Raw genomic sequence first — 19,753 nt, forward strand, 5'->3', positions numbered from 1 at the left:
CCTTAAATATAGCAATATGATAGTAGAAGTTTGTGCAAATTCTTTAGAATCTGCCATGGTAGCAGAACGTGCTGGGGCAGACCGTATTGAGTTATGTACAGAGTTGGCGGTAGGTGGATTAACACCTTCTTTTGGGTTGTTGAAAGCGGTTAGGGAACAGGTTTCTATTCCCGTCCATGTATTGATAAGGCCTAGAAGTGGAGATTTCACCTATTCTGATGACGAATTGAATATAATGATATCTGATATTGAACTTTGTGCAGAATTAGGTTTTGATGGTGTTGTGTCTGGAGTGCTTTTGAATAATTTTACCTTGGATATTGATCGTACGCATAAACTTAAATTGGCGGCCGGTAGTATGCACTTTACATTCCACAGGGCCTTTGATTGGGTTAAGAACCCGAAGGAAGCATTTTTGGAACTGGAAAGAATGCAAGTGAATACCATTTTGTCATCGGGTCAACAGCGTTCAGCTCCAGACGGAATAGACTTTTTGGTAGAATTAAAGGCTCAAAATACGGTAATTGATATAATGCCGGGTTCGGGCGTAAATGCTGGCAACGTTCAAATGTTCAAGGAGCAGGGTTTTAAGGCAGTACATTTATCGGGTACCGCTATGAAACAGAAGTTGCCATCAAAACCATTGATTTCCATGAATTCTGAGGGTTTTTTAAGTGATGACCATATTGCCGTTACTCAATTTGAGAATATTAAGACTGTGGTGTCCAAGGTTAAATAAAATGTAAATGAGCGCACATACCACTGTTATACAGATATCTTTGTAAAAAAAAAGAACATGATTCGTTGGCTTATTTTCGTTTTGGCATACATTGCTTTAAGTTTTTATGTACTTCAGGCATTAAGAACCATTTCAAAACAGCCTTGGTGGTCTTGGCTTTATATAGCAGTTTCACTGGCTGTGATGTTGAATTTTATATATCAATTTACTACTGGTGAAGAAACGGGGCGTGTTTTAAGTATACCTAAAAGTTATGCCTTTGGGTTTTTGTTGACCATGCTAACCTTCAACATCATTACAATTCTATTTTTGTTTTCAGAGGATATTTATCGGCTTATTTCTGGTTTATATCAAAAATTATTTGGGGCGGAAAAACAATTTGGCTTGCCTGCACGTAGGCGATTTTTAAGTTTGTTGGCTTTGGGGATCGCAGCTGTGCCCTTTGGTGCTCTTTTGTACGGTATGTACAAGGGTAAATACAATTTTAAGGTATTGAAGTATAATTTAGAATTTGATGATCTTCCAGATAGTTTTGATGGGTACCAGATTACACAAATATCTGACATACATAGTGGAAGTTTTGATGATAGAAAAAAAATTGAATATGCTGTAGACTTGATCAATCAGCAAAAAAGTGATGTATTGCTTTTTACTGGAGATATGGTGAACAATATGACCTCTGAAATGGAACCCTGGGCGGATTTGTTTAGCACGCTAGATGCTAAAGACGGAAAGTTCTCTGTGTTAGGCAATCATGATTACGGAGATTATATACCTTGGGAAACGGAAGAGTTGAAGAGTAAGAATTTAGAAGATCTTAAAGCTTTGCAGAAGAAAATGGGGTTTGATCTTTTGCTCAATGAACATAGGTATCTTAAAAAAGGAGAGGATAAGATTGCTTTAGTAGGTGTGGAGAATTGGGGAAAAGGTGGATTCAAGAAAGCCGGAGATTTAAAAAAAGCAGCTTCACAGATCAATGAAAAGGATTTTAAAATATTAATGAGCCATGATCCTTCGCATTGGGAAATGGAGGTTATTAAAGATGCTTACCACTATCATTTAACGTTAAGCGGCCATACTCACGGTATGCAATTTGGGATTGAAATACCGGGGTGGATCAAATGGAGTCCGGTGAAATGGAGATACCCATATTGGGCAGGTATTTATAAAGAGATGGGGCAATTTCTGAATGTGAACAGAGGATTTGGTTTTTTAGGATATCCTGGTAGAGTTGGAATTTGGCCAGAGATTACGGTGATAACTTTGAGAAAAAAGGCATTAACATGATTTTAACCCTTTTACAGGGCTACAAATAGATAGGCAAGAGTAGTATTTTAACAATTTTTACTACATTTGGCTAACATAGAAAAGTATTTTATATGTCCAAATTTGGTGAACTAATAGATTTAAAGGTACCCGTTCTTCTGGATTTTTATGCAGAGTGGAACGAACAGTCAACTGCAATGCACCCTGTACTTAGAGATGTAGCTGCGGCTTTAGGTGATAGAGGTAAGGTTATAAAAATCGATGTGGACAAGAACAAAGAACTTTCACAGGCCTTACGGGTTAAAGGTTTGCCTACGCTAATGATCTACAAGAAAGGCGAAATGGTTTGGCGCCAAAGCGGTGAGCAAGACGCTAACACTTTAATTGGTATTCTCAAAGAATACGTGTAATCTATCTCTCTTCATTTCATTTCTAAAACACTTTGGGCTTTCGCCCAAAGCTTATTGTTGTGTAGAAATATCTATTGTATCTTCTAATATATCCGTTTTGGTATTATCTGGTAATATAGTATCGGATATTGGCATGGTATCCATCATGTCTGGATTAGACTCCAATACATCTTGCGGCATACCCATATCATCTTCGTCTTTATAGAAATGTTGAAACTTGTCAATATACTCATTGAATATCAATGTTTCTTTTTCTGCAATATCCTCACTGTCATTTGTGATTACAATATCAATATTGCGCCTGTAAGCTTCCATATCGGCGATAATATCATCAATGTTATTATATTGTTCGTCTAAGCTGGTAGAGGCATAATATTCCAATCTTTCTTGATACTTTTTCTTCAGTTTTTCAAAAAGCTCACGGGCTTTATTGCTTTCGCCAACTTTGTAATAACCATCAATAAATGGTTCTACTAAAGTGTAATAGCCAAACTTGTCTACAGGCATATTGGTCAAAGATATTTCAATAATATCCTTGGCTTTGTCCATTTTGTTCTCCTTGATCAGCCCTTCGGTTAAGCGCGCCAAATTGCCTCTGAACGAAACACTCTGAATACGTGTTTGCGTATCATGGTAAATATCACCACCAGAGTTGCCCCAATCCCAACCGGTTACAATGTCATACATTAGATCGGTATCTATTCTACCTAATTCAAAAGCATTAGGTCTTTCTGTTCTTATAGGTACTAATTTATAGGCTAAACCATCTAATTGTAAGTAGTCTTTCATCCAAAGATATTCGGCATCATCAAAACTTCCTCCAGAAAAGTACAAAGGACGTTTCCAGTCGTTGTTCGCCAAAATATCAAGCATCATCATGCTTTTCTTGGTAATGGCGCCAGGTAAGTCTATATCAATATAATCTACAATTAAATCGGCATCTTTTTCCTTTACCAAACCACTACTTAATACATTCTGTTTGTTGACGGGAACCCTAATTTTGTTTGTAGGGTAGTAAACAATGTTTTGCGTATCTTCAGAATACTGACTTAAATCTGCCCCATTCTGCTCAAATAAATACTTAAGTTTAGTTCTAGGTTTGTCGCTGTCGATCCAATTGATAAAATCTTTAATTGGCCATCTATTCTCGGTAATGCCTTGGTGGTACAATACGTCCCTAGATCCCCATCTGTATTTTTCATGGTTTATTTGAGAGGGTATAGGCGCGCTCTCATAAGCCGCCGCTTTCATTTGATCTACATACCAATCTGTTTCAAAAAGGCTGGTACAAACTATGCGCACATCTGTTCTATAATGTTCTATTTCTTGGGCATACCAAATAGGAAAGGTATCATTATCTCCAATGGTGAACAGTATAGCACCAACATCTTCTTGACAAGAATCTAAATATGCTTTTGCTGATGAATTCGCTGTAAATCTATTTGACCTATCGTGATCATCCCAGTTTTGTACCGCCATAACCGTTGGTACGGCAAGTAAGGTAGCAACGACTACAACAGGTGCCAATATTTTTGGTGTGATCCAATCTTTGAAACCATCATAAAGACCATACACTCCAATGCCTATCCAAAGGGCAAAAATATAGAACGACCCTACTAAAGAGTAGTCGCGTTCACGTGGCTGAAAGATGCCCGGATTGGTGTAAAATTGAATTGCCAGCCCTGTAAAAAGAAAGAAAATCAGCAGCACCCAAAATTGTCTTTTGTCTTTAGATACTTGAAAAATAATTCCAATAATTCCTAGAATCAATGGTAAAAAGAAATAGGTGTTTCTGCCAGGATTGTTTTGTATGTCACTAGGTAAATTGTCTTGACTACCTAAACGCCAGCTATCAATAAAATTGATTCCGCTCAACCAATTACCATTTTCATTATAACGGCCCTGAACATCATTCTGTTTTCCAACAAAATTCCACATAAAATAACGTAAATACATGTAGTTGAACTGAAACTCGATCATGTATTTTATGTTATCCCACAAAGTTGGCGGTTGTACTTCTATGTATTCATCAAAACGTTTTAAGAAACTGATGTATTGATCCGCCCCGATTTCGCCATTTGCAAAACCTATTTTAACCTGCTCTGCCGCTTGTCTTAATTCTTGGTTGGGCTGGGTAATCCTGAAATCCAAAGCTCCAAAATAGCGCATGTAATTCTCTGCATTTTGAGAGCTCCACATTCTAGGTAATAAACCTTGGTGCTTTGGATTTGGACCTTGAATGGCATCTTTGTATTTATTTACAATTATATATTTACCTAGCGTATAATCTTTTTCATATTTTGGTTTGCCGTCTTGATCTTCGCCTGGTGCTGCAAACATATCGGAATAATAGGTGCCGTAAACGGGACTATCCACACCTGGGTATTGCTCCCTGTTATAGTACGCTAAAAGAGCTCTCGCATCTTCAGGGTTGTTTTCGTTAATTACGACTTTGGCATTTGCCCTTATGGGCAACATTAGCCATGAAGAAAATCCTAAAAACAAAAACATCATACATAAAACAATGGTGTTTGCTGTTTTGTAATTGTTCTTACGCGTATAGTTTAAGCCAAAATAAAAAGCGGCAATAAATAACAGGCCAATGATTATTGATCCAGAATTAAAAGGTAAGCCTATACTGTTTATAAAAAAGACTTCGCCCCATCCAAATAATTTTAGTACGTAGGTCAATGAGAATTTATATACCAACATTAAAATGGCAATGACGATAATGTTAGCCAGTAAAAAATTCTTTACCGTTGTTTTTTTGTAGGTTTTAAAATAATAAAGTAGACCAATTGAAGGTATAGCCAAAAAGCCCATAAATTGAATACCAAAAGTAAGGCCTACAACAAAGGAGATCAATATAATCCATCTATTCCCTCTAGGGTCGTCTAAATTATCTGTCCATTTAAGACCTAACCATAACAAAAGTGCCATAATGAAACTGGCCATGGCGTATACTTCTGTTTCCACCGCGTTGAACCAAAAACTATCAGAATAGGTAAATGCAAGGGATCCTACTAAAGCACTTCCAAATACCGCAATAGCCTTACTATTGGTAAAAGGACCGTCTTTATCTATCAGTTTTCTGGTGATATTGGTAATGGTCCAGAACATGAATAGAATGGTAAATGCGCTAGATACCCCAGATACTAAATTTACCATCATAGCTACTTGATTGGGTTCCAATGCGAACATGGCAAAGAAAGCACCGATCATTTGTAATAGAGGTGCCCCCGGTGGGTGACCAACTTGCAATTTGGCAGCGGTAGCTATATATTCACCTGCATCCCAAAAACTATTAGTGGGCTCAACGGTAATATAATACGTTATAAGGGCTATAAAAAATACGGACCATCCTAGTATGGTGTTCCACTTTTGGTAGTTGTTTGAAAACATGAAGCTTGGGTTAAACCTAAGTGGCGAATTTACTAATTAATATAGAAAGGAATAAACTATTTTTATAAACCTTTAACATGAGGCAATAAAGATTTTTTCAATTTTTACTTTAAAAAATATTTGGTGAAACCAAACTTTGTTTTAAATTTGCAGCCTCTTAAAAAGGTATTGGCCCATGGTGTAATGGTAACACTCCGGTTTTTGGTACCGTCATTCAAGGTTCGAGTCCTTGTGGGCCAACTAAGAGAACAAATAAAGTCCTAATGTCAATTGATGTTAGGATTTTTTGTTTTTATGACCTTTGTCATTTCTCTAGTGGTAAATTTGTGCAAAATTTGGCAAATGATACAATTTAGGTATCCTAATGTGAAGAAATGGTTAACAGTGTGTCAGTATTTTTGTACATTTAATCTAATAACGTTACAAATTCATCGGAAAAGAAACCATTTCGGTGTTGTTATTATATACTTTAGTACCCTAAAGAACTTAACCTTATGAAACTCTCTCCAAAAGTTTTAAAGATATTATTGGTCGTTGTTGTGCTTGGATTTGGAATAGGATTCTATTTGCAAGATGTGAAACATGAAGAAAGTACCGCTCATGCTTGGAAGGCCAATCGTTATAATTTAGAGCGGTTCAATAAAATCATGGAGTATAATAATAAAATGAACTCTAGTAACTGGCGAGTGCTAAAAGATAGCATTGATCAAGAATTAGATACTTTAATGATACTTCGTTTTCGTAAAGAGGTGGATAGTTTGGAAAATACCGAACCACAAGCTTACGGTGAACACCAAGAACAACATGCTTCTTTTGGACCTCAATAAGAAGCGGAGCTTGTGTTTTAAGATTTAACGGTTATTTTCAAATATGTCCGTCTGGGGGTTTTCTCCTTCAGTTTCGGTAGGTGCGATGGCTTCAGAAGCCCTTATAGCATCTTCTGTTAAATTTCTTTCAGTAATTTCTTCATCTATTTCGTCTAGTAAAGTGCCCATTTTTCGTTTGTCCTTTATCATTGCCCAGGTCATTACTAAACTTGTGGCAATAATCACGAACAGCAATATGCCAGATTCAAACCCTTCAATTTGAGTTTCGCTAGGTATTGCATAAAATAGAAGAACTGTTATAAGGCCTCTTGGAGCAATAAATAATTGTGGTAGCATATCCTTCCCTAAAAATATCATTAAAACCAGAAAACGTATGGCGTAGATAGATGCGATAATGAGTAGGCTAACAATTGCGACATTGATACTTAACAATGTTGAAAGCACAATGGTGATTCCAAATATAACAAAGAAGAAAGTCCGGACTACAAAAGCAGTTTCCAGTGTTATTATATGTAGCTCGTGATATATTTGTTGCATTCGTTCAGACTCCAAGAAGATTTTGGTCTTACCAGGAAAAAACAAGTTTACATTCTTTACGATAAGTCCAAAAACGAGGATGATTATTAAAGAAGACAAATGCATCTTTTTACCGATGGCGTATAGTAAAAGAAGTACCGCTATGAGAAGGAATAGTTTAGCCTGACTTTTAATTTTTTGGAATACCAATATTATCGCGTAACTGGCTACAAGGGCGATAACTATGGTAAGAACTAGGTTTAAGGCAAAGCCCGAGACGCCTGTATCTTCTGCGGGGTTTAATTTACCGGTTAAAAAATAGAACATCATTATGCCCATTATATCAGAAAATGTGCTTTCATAGATGTGAAATTCCTTTTTTTCTTCAGCTAATCCGCCTACGCTCGGAATAATTATGGCGCTGGATAATATGGATAAAGGGGTTGCGTAAAGCCATGCGGATTGCATGGTCATGTTCGGTATAAATTGGTGTAAAATCAATGCTGCTACATATGCAGAGCCCACTAAGCCAATTAATGCAACGGCCATAGATTTAATTATGGGCCATAACTTTTCTCTTTTCAGTTCTAGTTCTAAAGCTGCTTCAAGCACTATCATAATGAGGCCCACGGTACCTAAAATTTCTAAAGAGCCTTTAAAGTCTGGTATTTCAGGAATGAAAAATTCAAGCGTTATTTTAATAAGTATGCCTAATACAATTAGCATTAAAACCGCCGGTATGTTCGTTTTCTTGGAAATTCCGTTAAAAAAGAATGATAATACTACAATTAAGGATGCTCCTATTATTAGGTTGTACGAAGATAGAATTTCCATCAGGTGTTGTTTTGGTTGGTGTTCTGTTAAAAATAATATAATTTCTAAAATGCGGTAATCTAATGAAGATTTATTATTTTATTAATTGTTTTCAAAATGAACGAATTAGGTGCGGGTGTGGTATTGTAGGAAATTAATTTTGTTGTATATTTGCAATGCTGAAAGGATATAAAAGTATTCATGAGGGGACAATTAGTCCCCTCTTTTATTACTTATTGTTTATGCTAAAGGAAAAAGTAAAAGAATTATTGGAACAAGGTCTTCAAGAAGATCCCTCCCTGTTTTTAATCGATTTTACAATGGGTGCAGATAATAGCATTCATGTGGTAATAGACGGTGACCATGGGGTTACGGTCAGTGATTGTATTAAGATAAGTAGGGCTATTGAACATAATTTAGACCGTGATGAACATGATTTTTCTTTAGAGGTTGCCTCTGCTGGAGCGGCTGCACCTTTGGTTATGCCTCGTCAATATTTAAAAAATATTGGGCGTAAGCTGGAAGTTCGTACCAACGATGATAAATTTGAAGGCAATTTAACTGCCGTTAACGATGAATCTATTGTGTTGGAGTGGAAAGCTAGGGAGCCTAAGCCAATAGGTAAAGGCAAAGTGACCGTTCAGAAAAAAGAAGAAGTAAATTTTTCAGATATTATTAAAGCAAAAGTTGTATTAAAATTTTAATTGTAATTACCAATGGAAAATATTGCGTTAATTGAATCTTTCTCAGAGTTTAAGGACGATAAGTTCATAGACAGGGTAACATTGATGGCCATTTTGGAAGATGTTTTTAGAAATGCGCTGAAAAAGAAGTTTGGTTCAGATGATAACTTTGATATCATTATTAACCCAGATAAAGGTGATTTGGAGATTTGGAGAAACCGTATCGTTGTTAATGATGGTGAGGTTGAAGAGCCGAATGAGGAAATTTCATTGTCCGCTGCTCGTAAAATAGAGCCTGATTTTGAAGTTGGTGAAGATGTGTCTGAAGAAGTAAAGTTAATTGACTTGGGTAGAAGAGCTATTTTGGCATTGCGTCAAAATTTGATCTCGAAAATTCATGAGCACGATAATACAACAATTTACAAGCACTTTAAAGATTTAGAAGGTGAGATTTATACTGCAGAGGTTCATCATATTCGTCATAAGGCAATAATTTTGCTTGATGATGAAGGTAATGAGATTATACTTCCAAAGGATAGACAAATTCCTTCGGACTTTTTTAGAAAAGGGGATAATGTTAGAGGTGTTATTGAAAGTGTAGAATTAAAAGGTGCCAAGCCTACGATCATAATGTCAAGAAGTTCTCCTAAGTTCTTGGAGCAATTGTTTTTCCAAGAAATACCAGAGGTTTTTGATGGTTTGATCACGGTTAAGAAAGCGGTTAGAATACCAGGAGAGAAAGCTAAAGTTGCTGTGGATTCTTATGATGACCGTATTGATCCAGTAGGTGCCTGTGTTGGTATGAAAGGTTCAAGAATTCATGGAATAGTTCGTGAATTAGGTAATGAGAATATCGATGTTATCAATTGGACGGCAAATCCACAATTGTTGGTAACAAGGGCATTAAGTCCTGCAAGAGTATCTTCTGTAAAGTTGAACGATGAGAAAATGACGGCTCAAGTTTATCTTAAGCCAGAAGAGGTTTCTAAAGCAATTGGTAGAGGGGGGCATAATATTAGATTGGCCGGTCAATTAACTGGTTATGAAATAGATGTATTCCGTGAAGGTGTAGAGGAAGATGTTGAGTTGACAGAGTTCTCTGATGAAATCGATGCATGGATTATAGAGGAATTCAAGAAGATTGGATTTGATACAGCTCGTAGCGTCTTAGAGCAAGATGTAGACGATTTGGTGAAACGTACGGATTTGGAAGAAGAAACAATTTTAGAAGTTGTACGTATCCTAAAAGAAGAATTAGAAGATTAGCTATATATTAGCACTTAAATAAAAGAACGGGAATCAGTATTTATGGCAGACAATGCAAAAATAAGGCTTAATAAAGTTCTTCGTGAACTTAATATTTCCTTGGATAGGGCAGTGGACTTTCTTAATGGGAAAGGACATGATGTGGAAGCGAGGCCTACCACTAAAATTTCCGATGATGTTTATCAGGTTTTACTTGACGAGTTCCAGACGGATAAGAGTAAAAAAGTTGCATCTAAGGAAGTTGGAGAGGAAAAACGTAAGGAAAAGGAGGCAATTCGAGTTCAATTGGAAAAAGAACAGGAAGATCGTCGCTTGGCCCGTGAGCGAAGAAATTCTGAAGCTGAAGACAAAACTTTGGTTGGTAAAGTTGAATTGGCCGGACCTAAAATGGTTGGTAAAATTGACTTGAATCCTAAGAAAAAAGTAGAGGAAGAGCCGGTGAAGGAAACTCCTAAAGCTGAGGAGAAAGTTGCTCCTAAGGTTGAAGAAAAAGCTGCACCAAAGGTAGAGGTTAAAGAAACTAGAAAAGTGGTTCTGCAAGGACCCAAAATAGTTTCTCAACCTGTTCAAAAAACAGAGGATAAGAAAGAAGGTCCTAAAGTTGAGACGCCTAAAGCCGAACAGCCAAAAAAGGAAGCGCCTAAGAAAGAGGAGGTTAAAACTACTGAAGCAGAATCTGCTCCAGAAGATGATACACCAAAAACAATAGAGACCCAATATCAAAAATTATCAGGTCCTAAAATTGCAGGTGAAAAAATTGACCTTAGTAAGTTTGAGAAGCCTAAGAAGAAGAAAGAAGATAAAAAAGCTGCAGACAAATCTAATACTGACCGTAAAAAGCGTAGAAGAAGAATTGTAACTAAAAATACTTCTGGTCCTGGTCAAAATAGAAACAGTGGCTCTGGTGATAGAAATAAAGGTAGAGGAAGGTTTGCTCCTGTGGCAAAAGTTGAGCCTACTGAAGAAGATGTTCAAAAGCAAGTACGTGAAACCCTAGAGAAACTTCAAGGTAAGTCTAAAAAGGGTAAAGGTGCTAAGTATAGAAGAAGTAAAAGAGATCAACACCGTGAGCAAACGGAGAAGGATCTTGAAAAACAAGAATTAGAGAACAAAATTCTTAAGGTGACCGAGTTCGTTACCGCTAGTGAGGTGGCTACCATGATGGGAGTTTCTACTACCGAGATAATCTCGGCTTGTATGTCTCTTGGTATAATGGTAACCATGAATCAGCGTTTAGATGCTGAAACATTGTCTATTGTAGCTGAAGAATTTGGGTATGAAGTAGATTTTGTTACTGCGGATATAGAAGAAAGTATTGTAGAAGAGGAAGATGCTCCGGAAGATTTGGAACATAGGGCTCCTATCGTTACTGTAATGGGTCACGTTGATCACGGTAAAACATCTTTATTGGATTACATCCGTAAGGAAAATGTTATTGCAGGAGAAAGTGGTGGTATTACCCAGCACATTGGTGCATATGGGGTAACCTTAGAGAACGGTGAGCGTATTGCATTCTTGGATACTCCTGGTCACGAAGCGTTTACCGCTATGCGTGCTAGAGGTGCACAAGTTACCGATATAGCAATTATTGTGGTTGCGGCAGATGATGATATTATGCCACAGACCAAGGAGGCTATTAGTCATGCGCAAGCAGCAGGTGTTCCTATTGTTTTTGCTATAAACAAAATAGATAAGCCAACTTCTAATCCAGATAAGATTAAGGAAGGTTTGGCCCAAATGAATTTATTGGTAGAAGATTGGGGTGGTAAAATTCAATCTCATGATATTTCTGCCAAAACAGGTTTAGGGGTAAAAGAATTATTGGAGAAGGTATTGTTGGAGGCCGAGTTGTTAGAGCTTAAAGCAAACCCGGATAAGCTTGCTACCGGTACGGTTGTTGAGGCATTCCTTGATAAAGGAAAGGGTTATGTGTCTACAGTATTGGTTCAGTCGGGTACTCTTAAAATTGGAGATTATGTATTGGCCGGTACCACAAGTGGTAAGATCAAGGCAATGCAAGATGAAAGGGGGAACAATATTAAAGCGGCAGGTCCGTCTACTCCAATTTCAATTTTAGGTTTAGATGGTGCATCTCAAGCAGGGGATAAATTCTATGTATTGGAAGATGAGCGTGAAGCAAAACAAATTGCCTCTAGAAGATCTCAATTACAACGAGAACAATCTGTTAGAACACAACGTCACATAACGTTAGATGAAATTGGACGTAGAATTGCACTAGGTGATTTCAAAGAGCTTAATATTATACTTAAAGGTGATGTTGATGGTTCTGTTGAGGCACTTACAGATTCTTTCCAGAAATTGTCTACAGATGAAATTCAGGTAAATATTATACATAAGGCCGTAGGTCCTATAACTGAATCTGATGTGTTATTGGCTTCGGCTTCTGATGCGGTTATTATTGGTTTTAACGTAAGACCAATGGGTAATGCAAAAGCAATTGCCGAGAAAGAGGAGATAGATATCCGTATGTACTCTATTATTTACTCTGCGATCAATGACCTTAAAGATGCAATGGAAGGTATGTTGTCACCTGAAATGAAAGAAGAAATTTCTGGTACAGCTGAGATTAGAGAAACCTTTAAGATTTCTAAGGTAGGTACTATTGCAGGTTGTATGGTAACAAGTGGTAAAATCTTTAGAAACTCTAATATTAGATTAATACGTGATGGTGTGGTAATCTATACTGGTACGTTGGCTTCTTTAAAACGATTTAAGGATGATGTTAGAGAAGTAGCAAAAGGATATGACTGTGGACTTCAGATAAAGAACTATAATGATATTATTGAAGGTGATATTGTTGAAGCATTCCAGGAAGTTGCGGTGAAGAAGAAACTAAAATCTAAATAAGAATTTGTTTAAGAAATTAGTTTTGTTCTTATAGGATAAAGCAAAAAAAATCGACCTATTTGGTCGATTTTTTTGGTTTTAATAACATTGCATTAGGGTACTTGACTCTTACTTCGTTGAACTTCCTTTCTGCATCCAATTTAGAAGTAAACCTCCCAACCCTAACCCGATAGGTTGGTGAGTCAAAATCTATTTTTGACACCAATTCAGGAAAGTCCTCCTCAACATTCGCTTTTATTTCTTTCGCTTTGGCGTAATTGCCAAAACCTACTTGTATCCTATAGTACTCATTGTTGCTTAAAGATGTTTTATAAACCTCTAGAAGTTGGTCTATCTTTTGGTCTTGCTGTATGGTTACTTTTGCACCCTGTGCGTAAGTAAATTGAGTTATACATGCAAAAATTACGAGGGTACTTAGTGTTTTCATAATCTTTTTAAAGTTTTATTTTCCTTCTGTGCAAAAGTAATTTATTAAGGTTCAAACAAATAAATCATTGTTTATTTAGAATATTTCTAAATTATAAATTATAGATACATTAACATTTTTCAAATAAAGTCTATGTCGTATTTTTGTCTCCGATTTAGGCATTTGGTGGATTTTAATTTGGTTTCATCTATGACCAAAATCATGCCAAGATTCCGATAGAAATATTCGATATATGAAAAAGGTTCCGAACCGAAATCAGTTTTCTAAAATTTTAGGATTATCCCTAATTGCATTTTTGTTTTTTGCAAGTCCGTCAATAGCGCAGGATGAAGCTGCTGCTGAATCTGCGACTACTGAAACCGCAGGTGGCGGAGACGCTAAAAAGGGTAAAGCTTTGTTTAATCAGAATTGTGCTGCTTGTCATGCGTTAAATCGTAAGATGACAGGTCCTGCATTGCAAGATGTGGAAAGCAGATTGGCTGAAGATGAAGGTTTAGATAGGGAGTGGTTGTATGCTTGGATTAAGAATAGTCCAGGTGTAATTAAGTCAGGTGATGCTTATGCTAATAAAGTATATGCTGAGTACAATCAAGCTGCAATGACCGCTTTTCCAACATTGACAAATAGTGATATAGATAATATTTTGGCATATACCGCTGCGCCACCACCGGCTGCTCCAGCTGCTGCTGCCGGAGGTGCGGAAACTGCATCTGCTGGTTCAGGTGATGCTTCTGGTGTTTCCAATGAAATTATTCTTGGAGCGTTGGTGCTTGTTTTTGGTTTGTTGGTTATAATGTTGTTGTTGGTAAACAAGACATTGCAACGAATTGCTCAGGCGAACGGCATTGTGGTTGAAAAAGAAGCGGCTGCTAAAAGAACTCCAATTTGGAAGGCTTTTGCTCAAAATCAATTTTTGGTTTTGGTAACGGCAATAATCTTACTTTTGGGTAGTGCATATTTTGCTTATGGTTGGATGATGCAGGTTGGTGTTGATCAGGGTTATGCGCCTATTCAGCCTATTCACTATTCTCATAAAATTCATGCTGGTGATAATAAGATAGAGTGTAAGTATTGTCACTCTTCTGCAAGGGTTTCAAAAACATCAGGTATTCCTTCTTTGAATGTTTGTATGAATTGTCATAAATCTATATATGAGTATACGGGTAATCCAGAGGGTCCATCTCAAGATGATTTGGCTAATGGGTATACTAATGAGTTTTATACTGGAGAGATTAAGAAATTGTATAAAGCTGTTGGTTGGGATGAAACAAACCAAAAATATACAGGTGAAAGCCAGCCGGTAGAGTGGGTTCGTATTCATAATTTACCTGATTTCGCTTACTTTAATCACTCTCAGCACGTATCGGTTGCTGGTGTAGAGTGTCAAACTTGTCATGGTCCGGTAGAGGAAATGGAAATTATGTACCAATATGCTCCATTAACTATGGGGTGGTGTATAGATTGTCATAGGGAGACCAATGTAAAGGTTGAGGGCAATGAGTACTACGAGAAAATTCACGCAGAACTTTCTAAAAAGTACGGTGTTGAGAATTTGACAGCAGCACAATTAGGTGGTCTGGAATGTGGTAAGTGTCACTATTAATAATAATTTAAGAAGCTAATTACAGATAATACGTATGGCATCAAACAAAAAGTATTGGAAGAACGAAGCGGAGTTAAATCCTAACGATTCCATTGTTGAGGCGCTTAAGCAGAATGAATTTGTGGAGCAGATTCCTGTTGATGATTTCTTGGGTGATAAGGAAACATTGTCTTCTACAAATACCAATCGTAGAGATTTTTTAAAGTATGTTGGGTTTAGTACAGCAGCAGCTTCTTTGGCGGCTTGTGAAGGTCCGGTTGTAAAATCGATTCCTTATGTGGTTTTGCCGGAAAATATTGTTCCTGGAGTTGCTAATTATTACGCAACTACAATTGCAAATGGTTTTGACTTTGCAAGTATATTGATAAAGACGCGTGAAGGTCGTCCTATAAAAGTGGAGAATAACACTTTGGCTAAAATAGGGGGTACCGCAAACGCAAGGGTTCAGGGTTCTGTTCTTTCTTTGTACGACAGTACAAGATTGCAGGGGCCTATGGCAAACGGAGAGCCTGTTGAGTGGGATGTGTTGAAGGCTACGTTAAAATCTAAAATGGGGGCTCTTAAAGGTTCTTCAAAAAAGATTGCCGTACTTACACAGACATATGCAAGTCCGTCAACTGACCGTTTAATGTCTGATTTAGTTGCGGCTAATGAAAATGTTGTTCATGTAACTTACGATGCAATTTCTGAAGATGCAGCTTTGACCGCTTTTGAAAATAAGTATGGTGAAAGAGCTTTAGCTGATTATGATTTTGAGAAAGCTGAAGTAATTGTTTCTTTTGGTGCTGATTTTATTGCTGATTGGCAAGGTGGTGGTTATGATGCTGCTTATTCAAGAGGGCGAGTGCCAAAGAACGGTAAAATGTCTAGGCATATTCAAATAGAGGCAAACATGTCTTTGACTGGTGCTAATGCAGATAAGCGTGTAGCTATGAAGCCTAGTGCACAGAAATTGGTGTTAGCTAAGTTGTACGGTAAGTTAAATGGAACTTCTGTGGGTGGTAATACATCCGAATATGATGCATTGGTAGATTCTATTGCTACTGAAATCAAGAAAGCAGGTTCTAATGCAGTTGTGGTAACTGGTTTGGATGATGTAAATGCCCAGTCCGTTGTATTGGTGATAAATGAAATGTTGTCTAGTAAGGCATATGACGCTAGTGCTCCTAAGTATATTAGAAAAGGTAATGTGAAAAGCGTAAATGCCTTAATTTCTGATATGAAGGCCGGTAGAGTAGGTGCTTTGTTAATGGATGGTGTGAATCCAATGTATTCGCTTCCAAATGCTGCGGATTTCAAGGAAGGTTTGTCTAAAGTGGATCTTAGTGTTGCTTTTTCGACAAATTGGAACGAAACTACTGAAGCCGTGCAGTATGTTGGTGCTGCAAATCATTATTTAGAATCTTGGGGTGATCTTCAAGTTAAGAAGGGGCATTATAGTTTAATGCAACCTACAATTAAAGAATTATTTGATACTAAGCAATTTCAGTCGGTTGTTTTAGAATTACTGGGAAGTGAGCAAACGTATTATGATTATATAAAAGATACTTGGTCTAGCAGTGTGCTTAATGGTGCAAGTTGGAACCAGGCATTGCAAGATGGTGTCTTTACAGCTGACACCATGGTTGTTGGTGCTGAAGGTGTTGTGCAAGATGTTAATGTAGTTGAAGATGAGGCAGAAATTGCACCGAATTCTTCTTTGGCATCAGCGGTGCGTAGTTTAGCGAATACCACTAGTGAGGGTATGGAGCTTACTTTGTATTCTAAAGTAGGTATGGGTGATGGTCAGCAGGCAAGTAACCCTTGGTTGCAAGAATTCCCTGATCCGATCACAAGGGTTTCTTGGGATAACTATGTGACTATTTCAAAAGCCGATGCTGCTGAGTTAGGTGTAGAAAATGTAAATGTTGCTAACGGTGGAATGGATGGTAACTATGTTAAGCTTACCGTGAACGGTGTTAGTCTTGATAAAGTTCCTGTGGTTGTTCAGCCGGGGCAGGCAAAAGGTACTGTAGGTCTTTCTTTTGGTTATGGTAAAACTGTAGGTTTAAAAGAGGAAATGCAGACCGGAGTAAATGCTTTTAAGCTTTACGAAGGGTTTAGTAACATTCAATCCGTAAGTGTTGAAAAAGTTGCGGGTAATCATGAGTTTGCTTGTATTCAATTACATAAAACACTTATGGGTAGAGGTGATATCATTAAAGAAACTACTTTAGAGATATTTAATACAAAAGATCACGCTGAATGGAATGAAGTTCCGGTGGTGTCTTTAGATCACCAAGAGGTTCCTGCTACATCTGTTGATTTGTGGGATAGTTTTGATCGTACAATAGGACATCATTTTAACATGTCTATCGATTTGAATGCTTGTACTGGTTGTGGGTCTTGTGTTATTGCTTGTCATGCTGAAAACAACGTTCCTGTTGTTGGTAAGGCTGAAGTAAGAAAGTCTAGGGATATGCACTGGTTGCGTATTGATAGATATTATTCTTCAGAAGAAACTTTTGAAGGTGACAACGCTAAAAAAGATGGCTTTGATGGTTTGTCTGGTGATAATGGTTCATTAGGTGGTTTTGGTGAGTTGGAAGATCCCTCCGCTAATCCTCAGGTAGCATTCCAACCGGTTATGTGTCAGCACTGTAACCATGCTCCTTGTGAAACTGTATGTCCTGTAGCGGCAACTTCACATGGAAGACAAGGTCAAAATCAAATGGCTTACAACAGATGTGTAGGTACAAGATATTGTGCAAACAACTGTCCATATAAAGTACGTAGGTTTAACTGGTTCTTATATAATAATAATGACGAGTTTGATTTCCATATGAACAATGATTTGGGTAAAATGGTATTGAACCCTGATGTTAACGTTCGTTCAAGAGGTGTTATTGAGAAATGTTCTATGTGTATTCAAAAAACACAAAAAACAATTCTTGATGCTAAAAGAGATGGTCGTGTTATTAAAGATGGAGAATTCCAAACGGCTTGTTCTTCTGCATGTAGTAATGGAGCCATTGTATTTGGTGATGTTAATGATGAGAAGAGTAAAGTATCAGAATTAAAAGCGAGTGACCGTATGTATCATTTATTGGAGCATGTAGGAACTCAACCAAATGTTTTCTATCACGTTAAGGTTAGAAACACCAACGAAGCATAAACAATAGTAGAAAGTAATTATAACAAAAGTCTATGGCGTCGCATTACGAAGCACCTATACGTAAACCCCTAGTAACTGGAGACAAAGGCTACCACGATGTAACTGTGGATATAGCTGCTCCTGTAGAAGGTAGAGCTAACAAGCACTGGTGGATAGTTTTTTCCATTGCCTTAGTGGCATTTCTTTGGGGAGTAGGTTGTATTATTTATACGGTCTCTACCGGTATCGGTACTTGGGGTCTTAACAAATCTGTAAACTGGGCTTGGGATATTACCAACTTCGTTTGGTGGGTAGGTATCGGTCATGCAGGAACTCTGATTTCTGCAGTATTATTATTGTTCCGTCAAAAATGGAGAATGGCTATTAACCGTTCTGCAGAGGCGATGACAATCTTCTCAGTTGTTCAAGCTGGTTTGTTTCCAATTATACACATGGGTCGTCCATGGTTAGCTTACTGGGTACTTCCAATTCCAAACCAATTTGGGTCATTGTGGGTAAACTTTAACTCTCCGCTTCTTTGGGATGTATTTGCGATTTCAACATATCTTTCTGTTTCATTAGTATTCTGGTGGACAGGTTTGTTACCGGATTTTGCAATGATTCGTGATAGAGCGGTATTGCCTTTTCAAAAGAAAATTTATAGCTTATTGAGTTTTGGATGGAGCGGTCGCGCAAAAGATTGGCAACGTTTTGAGGAAGTGTCTTTAGTACTTGCTGGTTTGGCAACTCCTTTGGTACTATCTGTACATACCATTGTATCTTTTGACTTTGCTACTTCGGTAATCCCGGGTTGGCATACAACAATCTTTCCACCATATTTCGTTGCAGGGGCTATCTTCTCTGGTTTCGCTATGGTAAATACTTTGTTGATCATCATGAGAAAGGTGTGTCACCTAGAAAACTATATTACGGTTCAGCATATTGAATTAATGAATATCGTAATCATGTTAACTGGTTCAATTGTGGGTTGTGCCTACATTACCGAGTTGTTCATGGCATGGTATTCTGGTGTGGAATATGAGCAGTATGCATTCTTGAACAGAGCAACCGGACCTTACTGGTGGGCTTACTGGTCAATGATGACTTGTAATGTGTTCTCTCCACAGTTCATGTGGTTCAAGAAATTAAGAACAAGTATCATGTTCTCTTTCTTTATCTCTATTGTGGTAAACATAGGTATGTGGTTCGAAAGATTCGTAATTATCGTTACATCATTACATAGGGATTATCTTCCATCATCATGGACAATGTTCTCACCAACATTTGTTGATATTGGAATATTTATTGGTACCATTGGTTTCTTCTTTGTATTGTTCTTATTATATTCTAGAACATTCCCTGTAATTGCTCAGGCAGAAGTGAAATCTATATTGAAATCTTCTGGTGAAAAATACAAAGTGTTAAGAGATGCTGGGAAACCTCTATATCAAATCTCAACGGCTAAAATGGAGGTGAAGGAAACAGTAACTGATGATGTATTGATGGGTGAAGTTGTACCATCTGTCGGTGATAAAGTAGGTGTTTCCGATTTGTTGAGTGCTGTGGGTACTTTTGATCCTGCTACACAAGAGGCGGATGATTTGAAGAAAGTTAAAGGTATAGGGCCGCAAATGGAGGCTACTTTAAATGAAATAGGAATCTATACATTTGCTCAAGTCGCTAGAATGACTGAAAGCGAGTATGATCTTTTAGATTCAATTACAGGTTCTTTCCCAGGTAGAGCACAACGTGATGACTGGGCAGGACAAGCATCAATTTTATTAAATAACAAAAGATAAA

The 19,753-nt window shown here is 37.4% G+C and carries 13 protein-coding genes and 1 tRNA gene; 11 read left to right on the forward strand and 3 right to left on the reverse strand.

Annotated features, from left to right (window positions below; all coding sequences use genetic code 11):
- Positions 1 to 16: 16 nt before the first annotated feature.
- The 3 genes from YQ22_RS10990 (at position 17) to YQ22_RS11000 (ending at position 2,415) form a co-directional block, all read left to right on the forward strand.
- A complete protein-coding gene (locus YQ22_RS10990; protein ID WP_071341245.1) occupies positions 17 to 739 on the forward strand; it encodes a copper homeostasis protein CutC in 723 nt (240 codons plus the stop codon).
- Between the two features lie 57 nt (positions 740 to 796).
- Complete coding sequence (locus YQ22_RS10995; protein ID WP_071341246.1) at positions 797 to 2,026, forward strand: metallophosphoesterase; 1,230 nt, start codon at positions 797 to 799, stop codon at positions 2,024 to 2,026.
- Positions 2,027 to 2,118: 92 nt separating this feature from the next.
- Complete coding sequence (locus YQ22_RS11000; RefSeq protein ID WP_058103959.1) at positions 2,119 to 2,415, forward strand: thioredoxin family protein; 297 nt, start codon at positions 2,119 to 2,121, stop codon at positions 2,413 to 2,415.
- A 51-nt stretch (positions 2,416 to 2,466) separates the two neighbouring features.
- Here YQ22_RS11000 and YQ22_RS11005 read toward each other — a convergent pair whose 3' ends face one another.
- A complete protein-coding gene (locus YQ22_RS11005) occupies positions 2,467 to 5,817 on the reverse strand; it encodes a glycosyltransferase family 117 protein (RefSeq protein WP_071341247.1) in 3,351 nt (1,116 codons plus the stop codon).
- 169 nt (positions 5,818 to 5,986) lie between these two features.
- Here YQ22_RS11005 and YQ22_RS11010 point away from each other — a divergent pair.
- Together YQ22_RS11010 and YQ22_RS11015 are read left to right on the forward strand one after the other, a co-directional pair.
- A tRNA-Gln gene (locus YQ22_RS11010) sits at positions 5,987 to 6,057 on the forward strand.
- Between the two features lie 254 nt (positions 6,058 to 6,311).
- The gene (locus YQ22_RS11015; protein ID WP_058103957.1) at positions 6,312 to 6,644 is read left to right on the forward strand and encodes a hypothetical protein; all 333 of its coding nucleotides are present in this window, start codon (positions 6,312 to 6,314) and stop codon (positions 6,642 to 6,644) included.
- Positions 6,645 to 6,668: 24 nt separating this feature from the next.
- On the opposite strand, the gene YQ22_RS11020 is transcribed toward YQ22_RS11015, so the two are convergent.
- Entirely contained in the window at positions 6,669 to 7,994 is a 1,326-nt protein-coding gene (locus YQ22_RS11020; RefSeq protein ID WP_071341248.1) for a cation:proton antiporter domain-containing protein, read from the reverse strand.
- 221 nt (positions 7,995 to 8,215) lie between these two features.
- Between YQ22_RS11020 and rimP the strand changes: the two genes are divergently transcribed.
- Genes rimP through infB form a run of 3 tightly spaced genes read left to right on the forward strand, consistent with a single transcriptional unit; the run spans position 8,216 to position 12,790 of the window.
- Positions 8,216 to 8,677, forward strand: a complete 462-nt coding sequence (gene rimP / locus YQ22_RS11025; protein ID WP_071341249.1) for a ribosome assembly cofactor RimP — start codon at positions 8,216 to 8,218, stop codon at positions 8,675 to 8,677.
- Positions 8,678 to 8,689: 12 nt separating this feature from the next.
- Entirely contained in the window at positions 8,690 to 9,922 is a 1,233-nt protein-coding gene (gene nusA, locus YQ22_RS11030) for a transcription termination factor NusA (RefSeq protein ID WP_058103954.1), read from the forward strand.
- Positions 9,923 to 9,964: 42 nt separating this feature from the next.
- Positions 9,965 to 12,790: a translation initiation factor IF-2 gene (infB, locus tag YQ22_RS11035; RefSeq protein WP_071341250.1), complete on the forward strand. Its 2,826-nt coding sequence runs from the start codon at positions 9,965 to 9,967 to the stop codon at positions 12,788 to 12,790.
- A gap of 55 nt (positions 12,791 to 12,845) precedes the next feature.
- Here the strand turns inward: infB and YQ22_RS11040 are convergent, their stop codons facing one another.
- Entirely contained in the window at positions 12,846 to 13,217 is a 372-nt protein-coding gene (locus YQ22_RS11040; protein ID WP_058103952.1) for an SPOR domain-containing protein, read from the reverse strand.
- Positions 13,218 to 13,449: 232 nt separating this feature from the next.
- On the opposite strand from YQ22_RS11040, the gene YQ22_RS11045 reads away from it, so the two are divergent.
- Genes YQ22_RS11045 through nrfD form a run of 3 tightly spaced genes read left to right on the forward strand, consistent with a single transcriptional unit; the run spans position 13,450 to position 19,752 of the window.
- On the forward strand, positions 13,450 to 14,820 hold the full coding sequence (locus YQ22_RS11045; RefSeq protein WP_071341251.1) for a c-type cytochrome: 1,371 nt from the start codon (positions 13,450 to 13,452) through the stop codon (positions 14,818 to 14,820).
- 34 nt (positions 14,821 to 14,854) lie between these two features.
- Positions 14,855 to 17,974: a TAT-variant-translocated molybdopterin oxidoreductase gene (locus YQ22_RS11050; RefSeq protein ID WP_071341252.1), complete on the forward strand. Its 3,120-nt coding sequence runs from the start codon at positions 14,855 to 14,857 to the stop codon at positions 17,972 to 17,974.
- A 32-nt stretch (positions 17,975 to 18,006) separates the two neighbouring features.
- The gene (gene nrfD / locus YQ22_RS11055; protein WP_083414238.1) at positions 18,007 to 19,752 is read left to right on the forward strand and encodes an NrfD/PsrC family molybdoenzyme membrane anchor subunit; all 1,746 of its coding nucleotides are present in this window, start codon (positions 18,007 to 18,009) and stop codon (positions 19,750 to 19,752) included.
- The last annotated feature ends 1 nt before the right edge of the window (position 19,753 follow it).

It is taken from the genome of Maribacter sp. 1_2014MBL_MicDiv, assembly GCF_001865655.1.
GTDB classification, from domain to species: domain Bacteria; phylum Bacteroidota; class Bacteroidia; order Flavobacteriales; family Flavobacteriaceae; genus Maribacter; species Maribacter dokdonensis.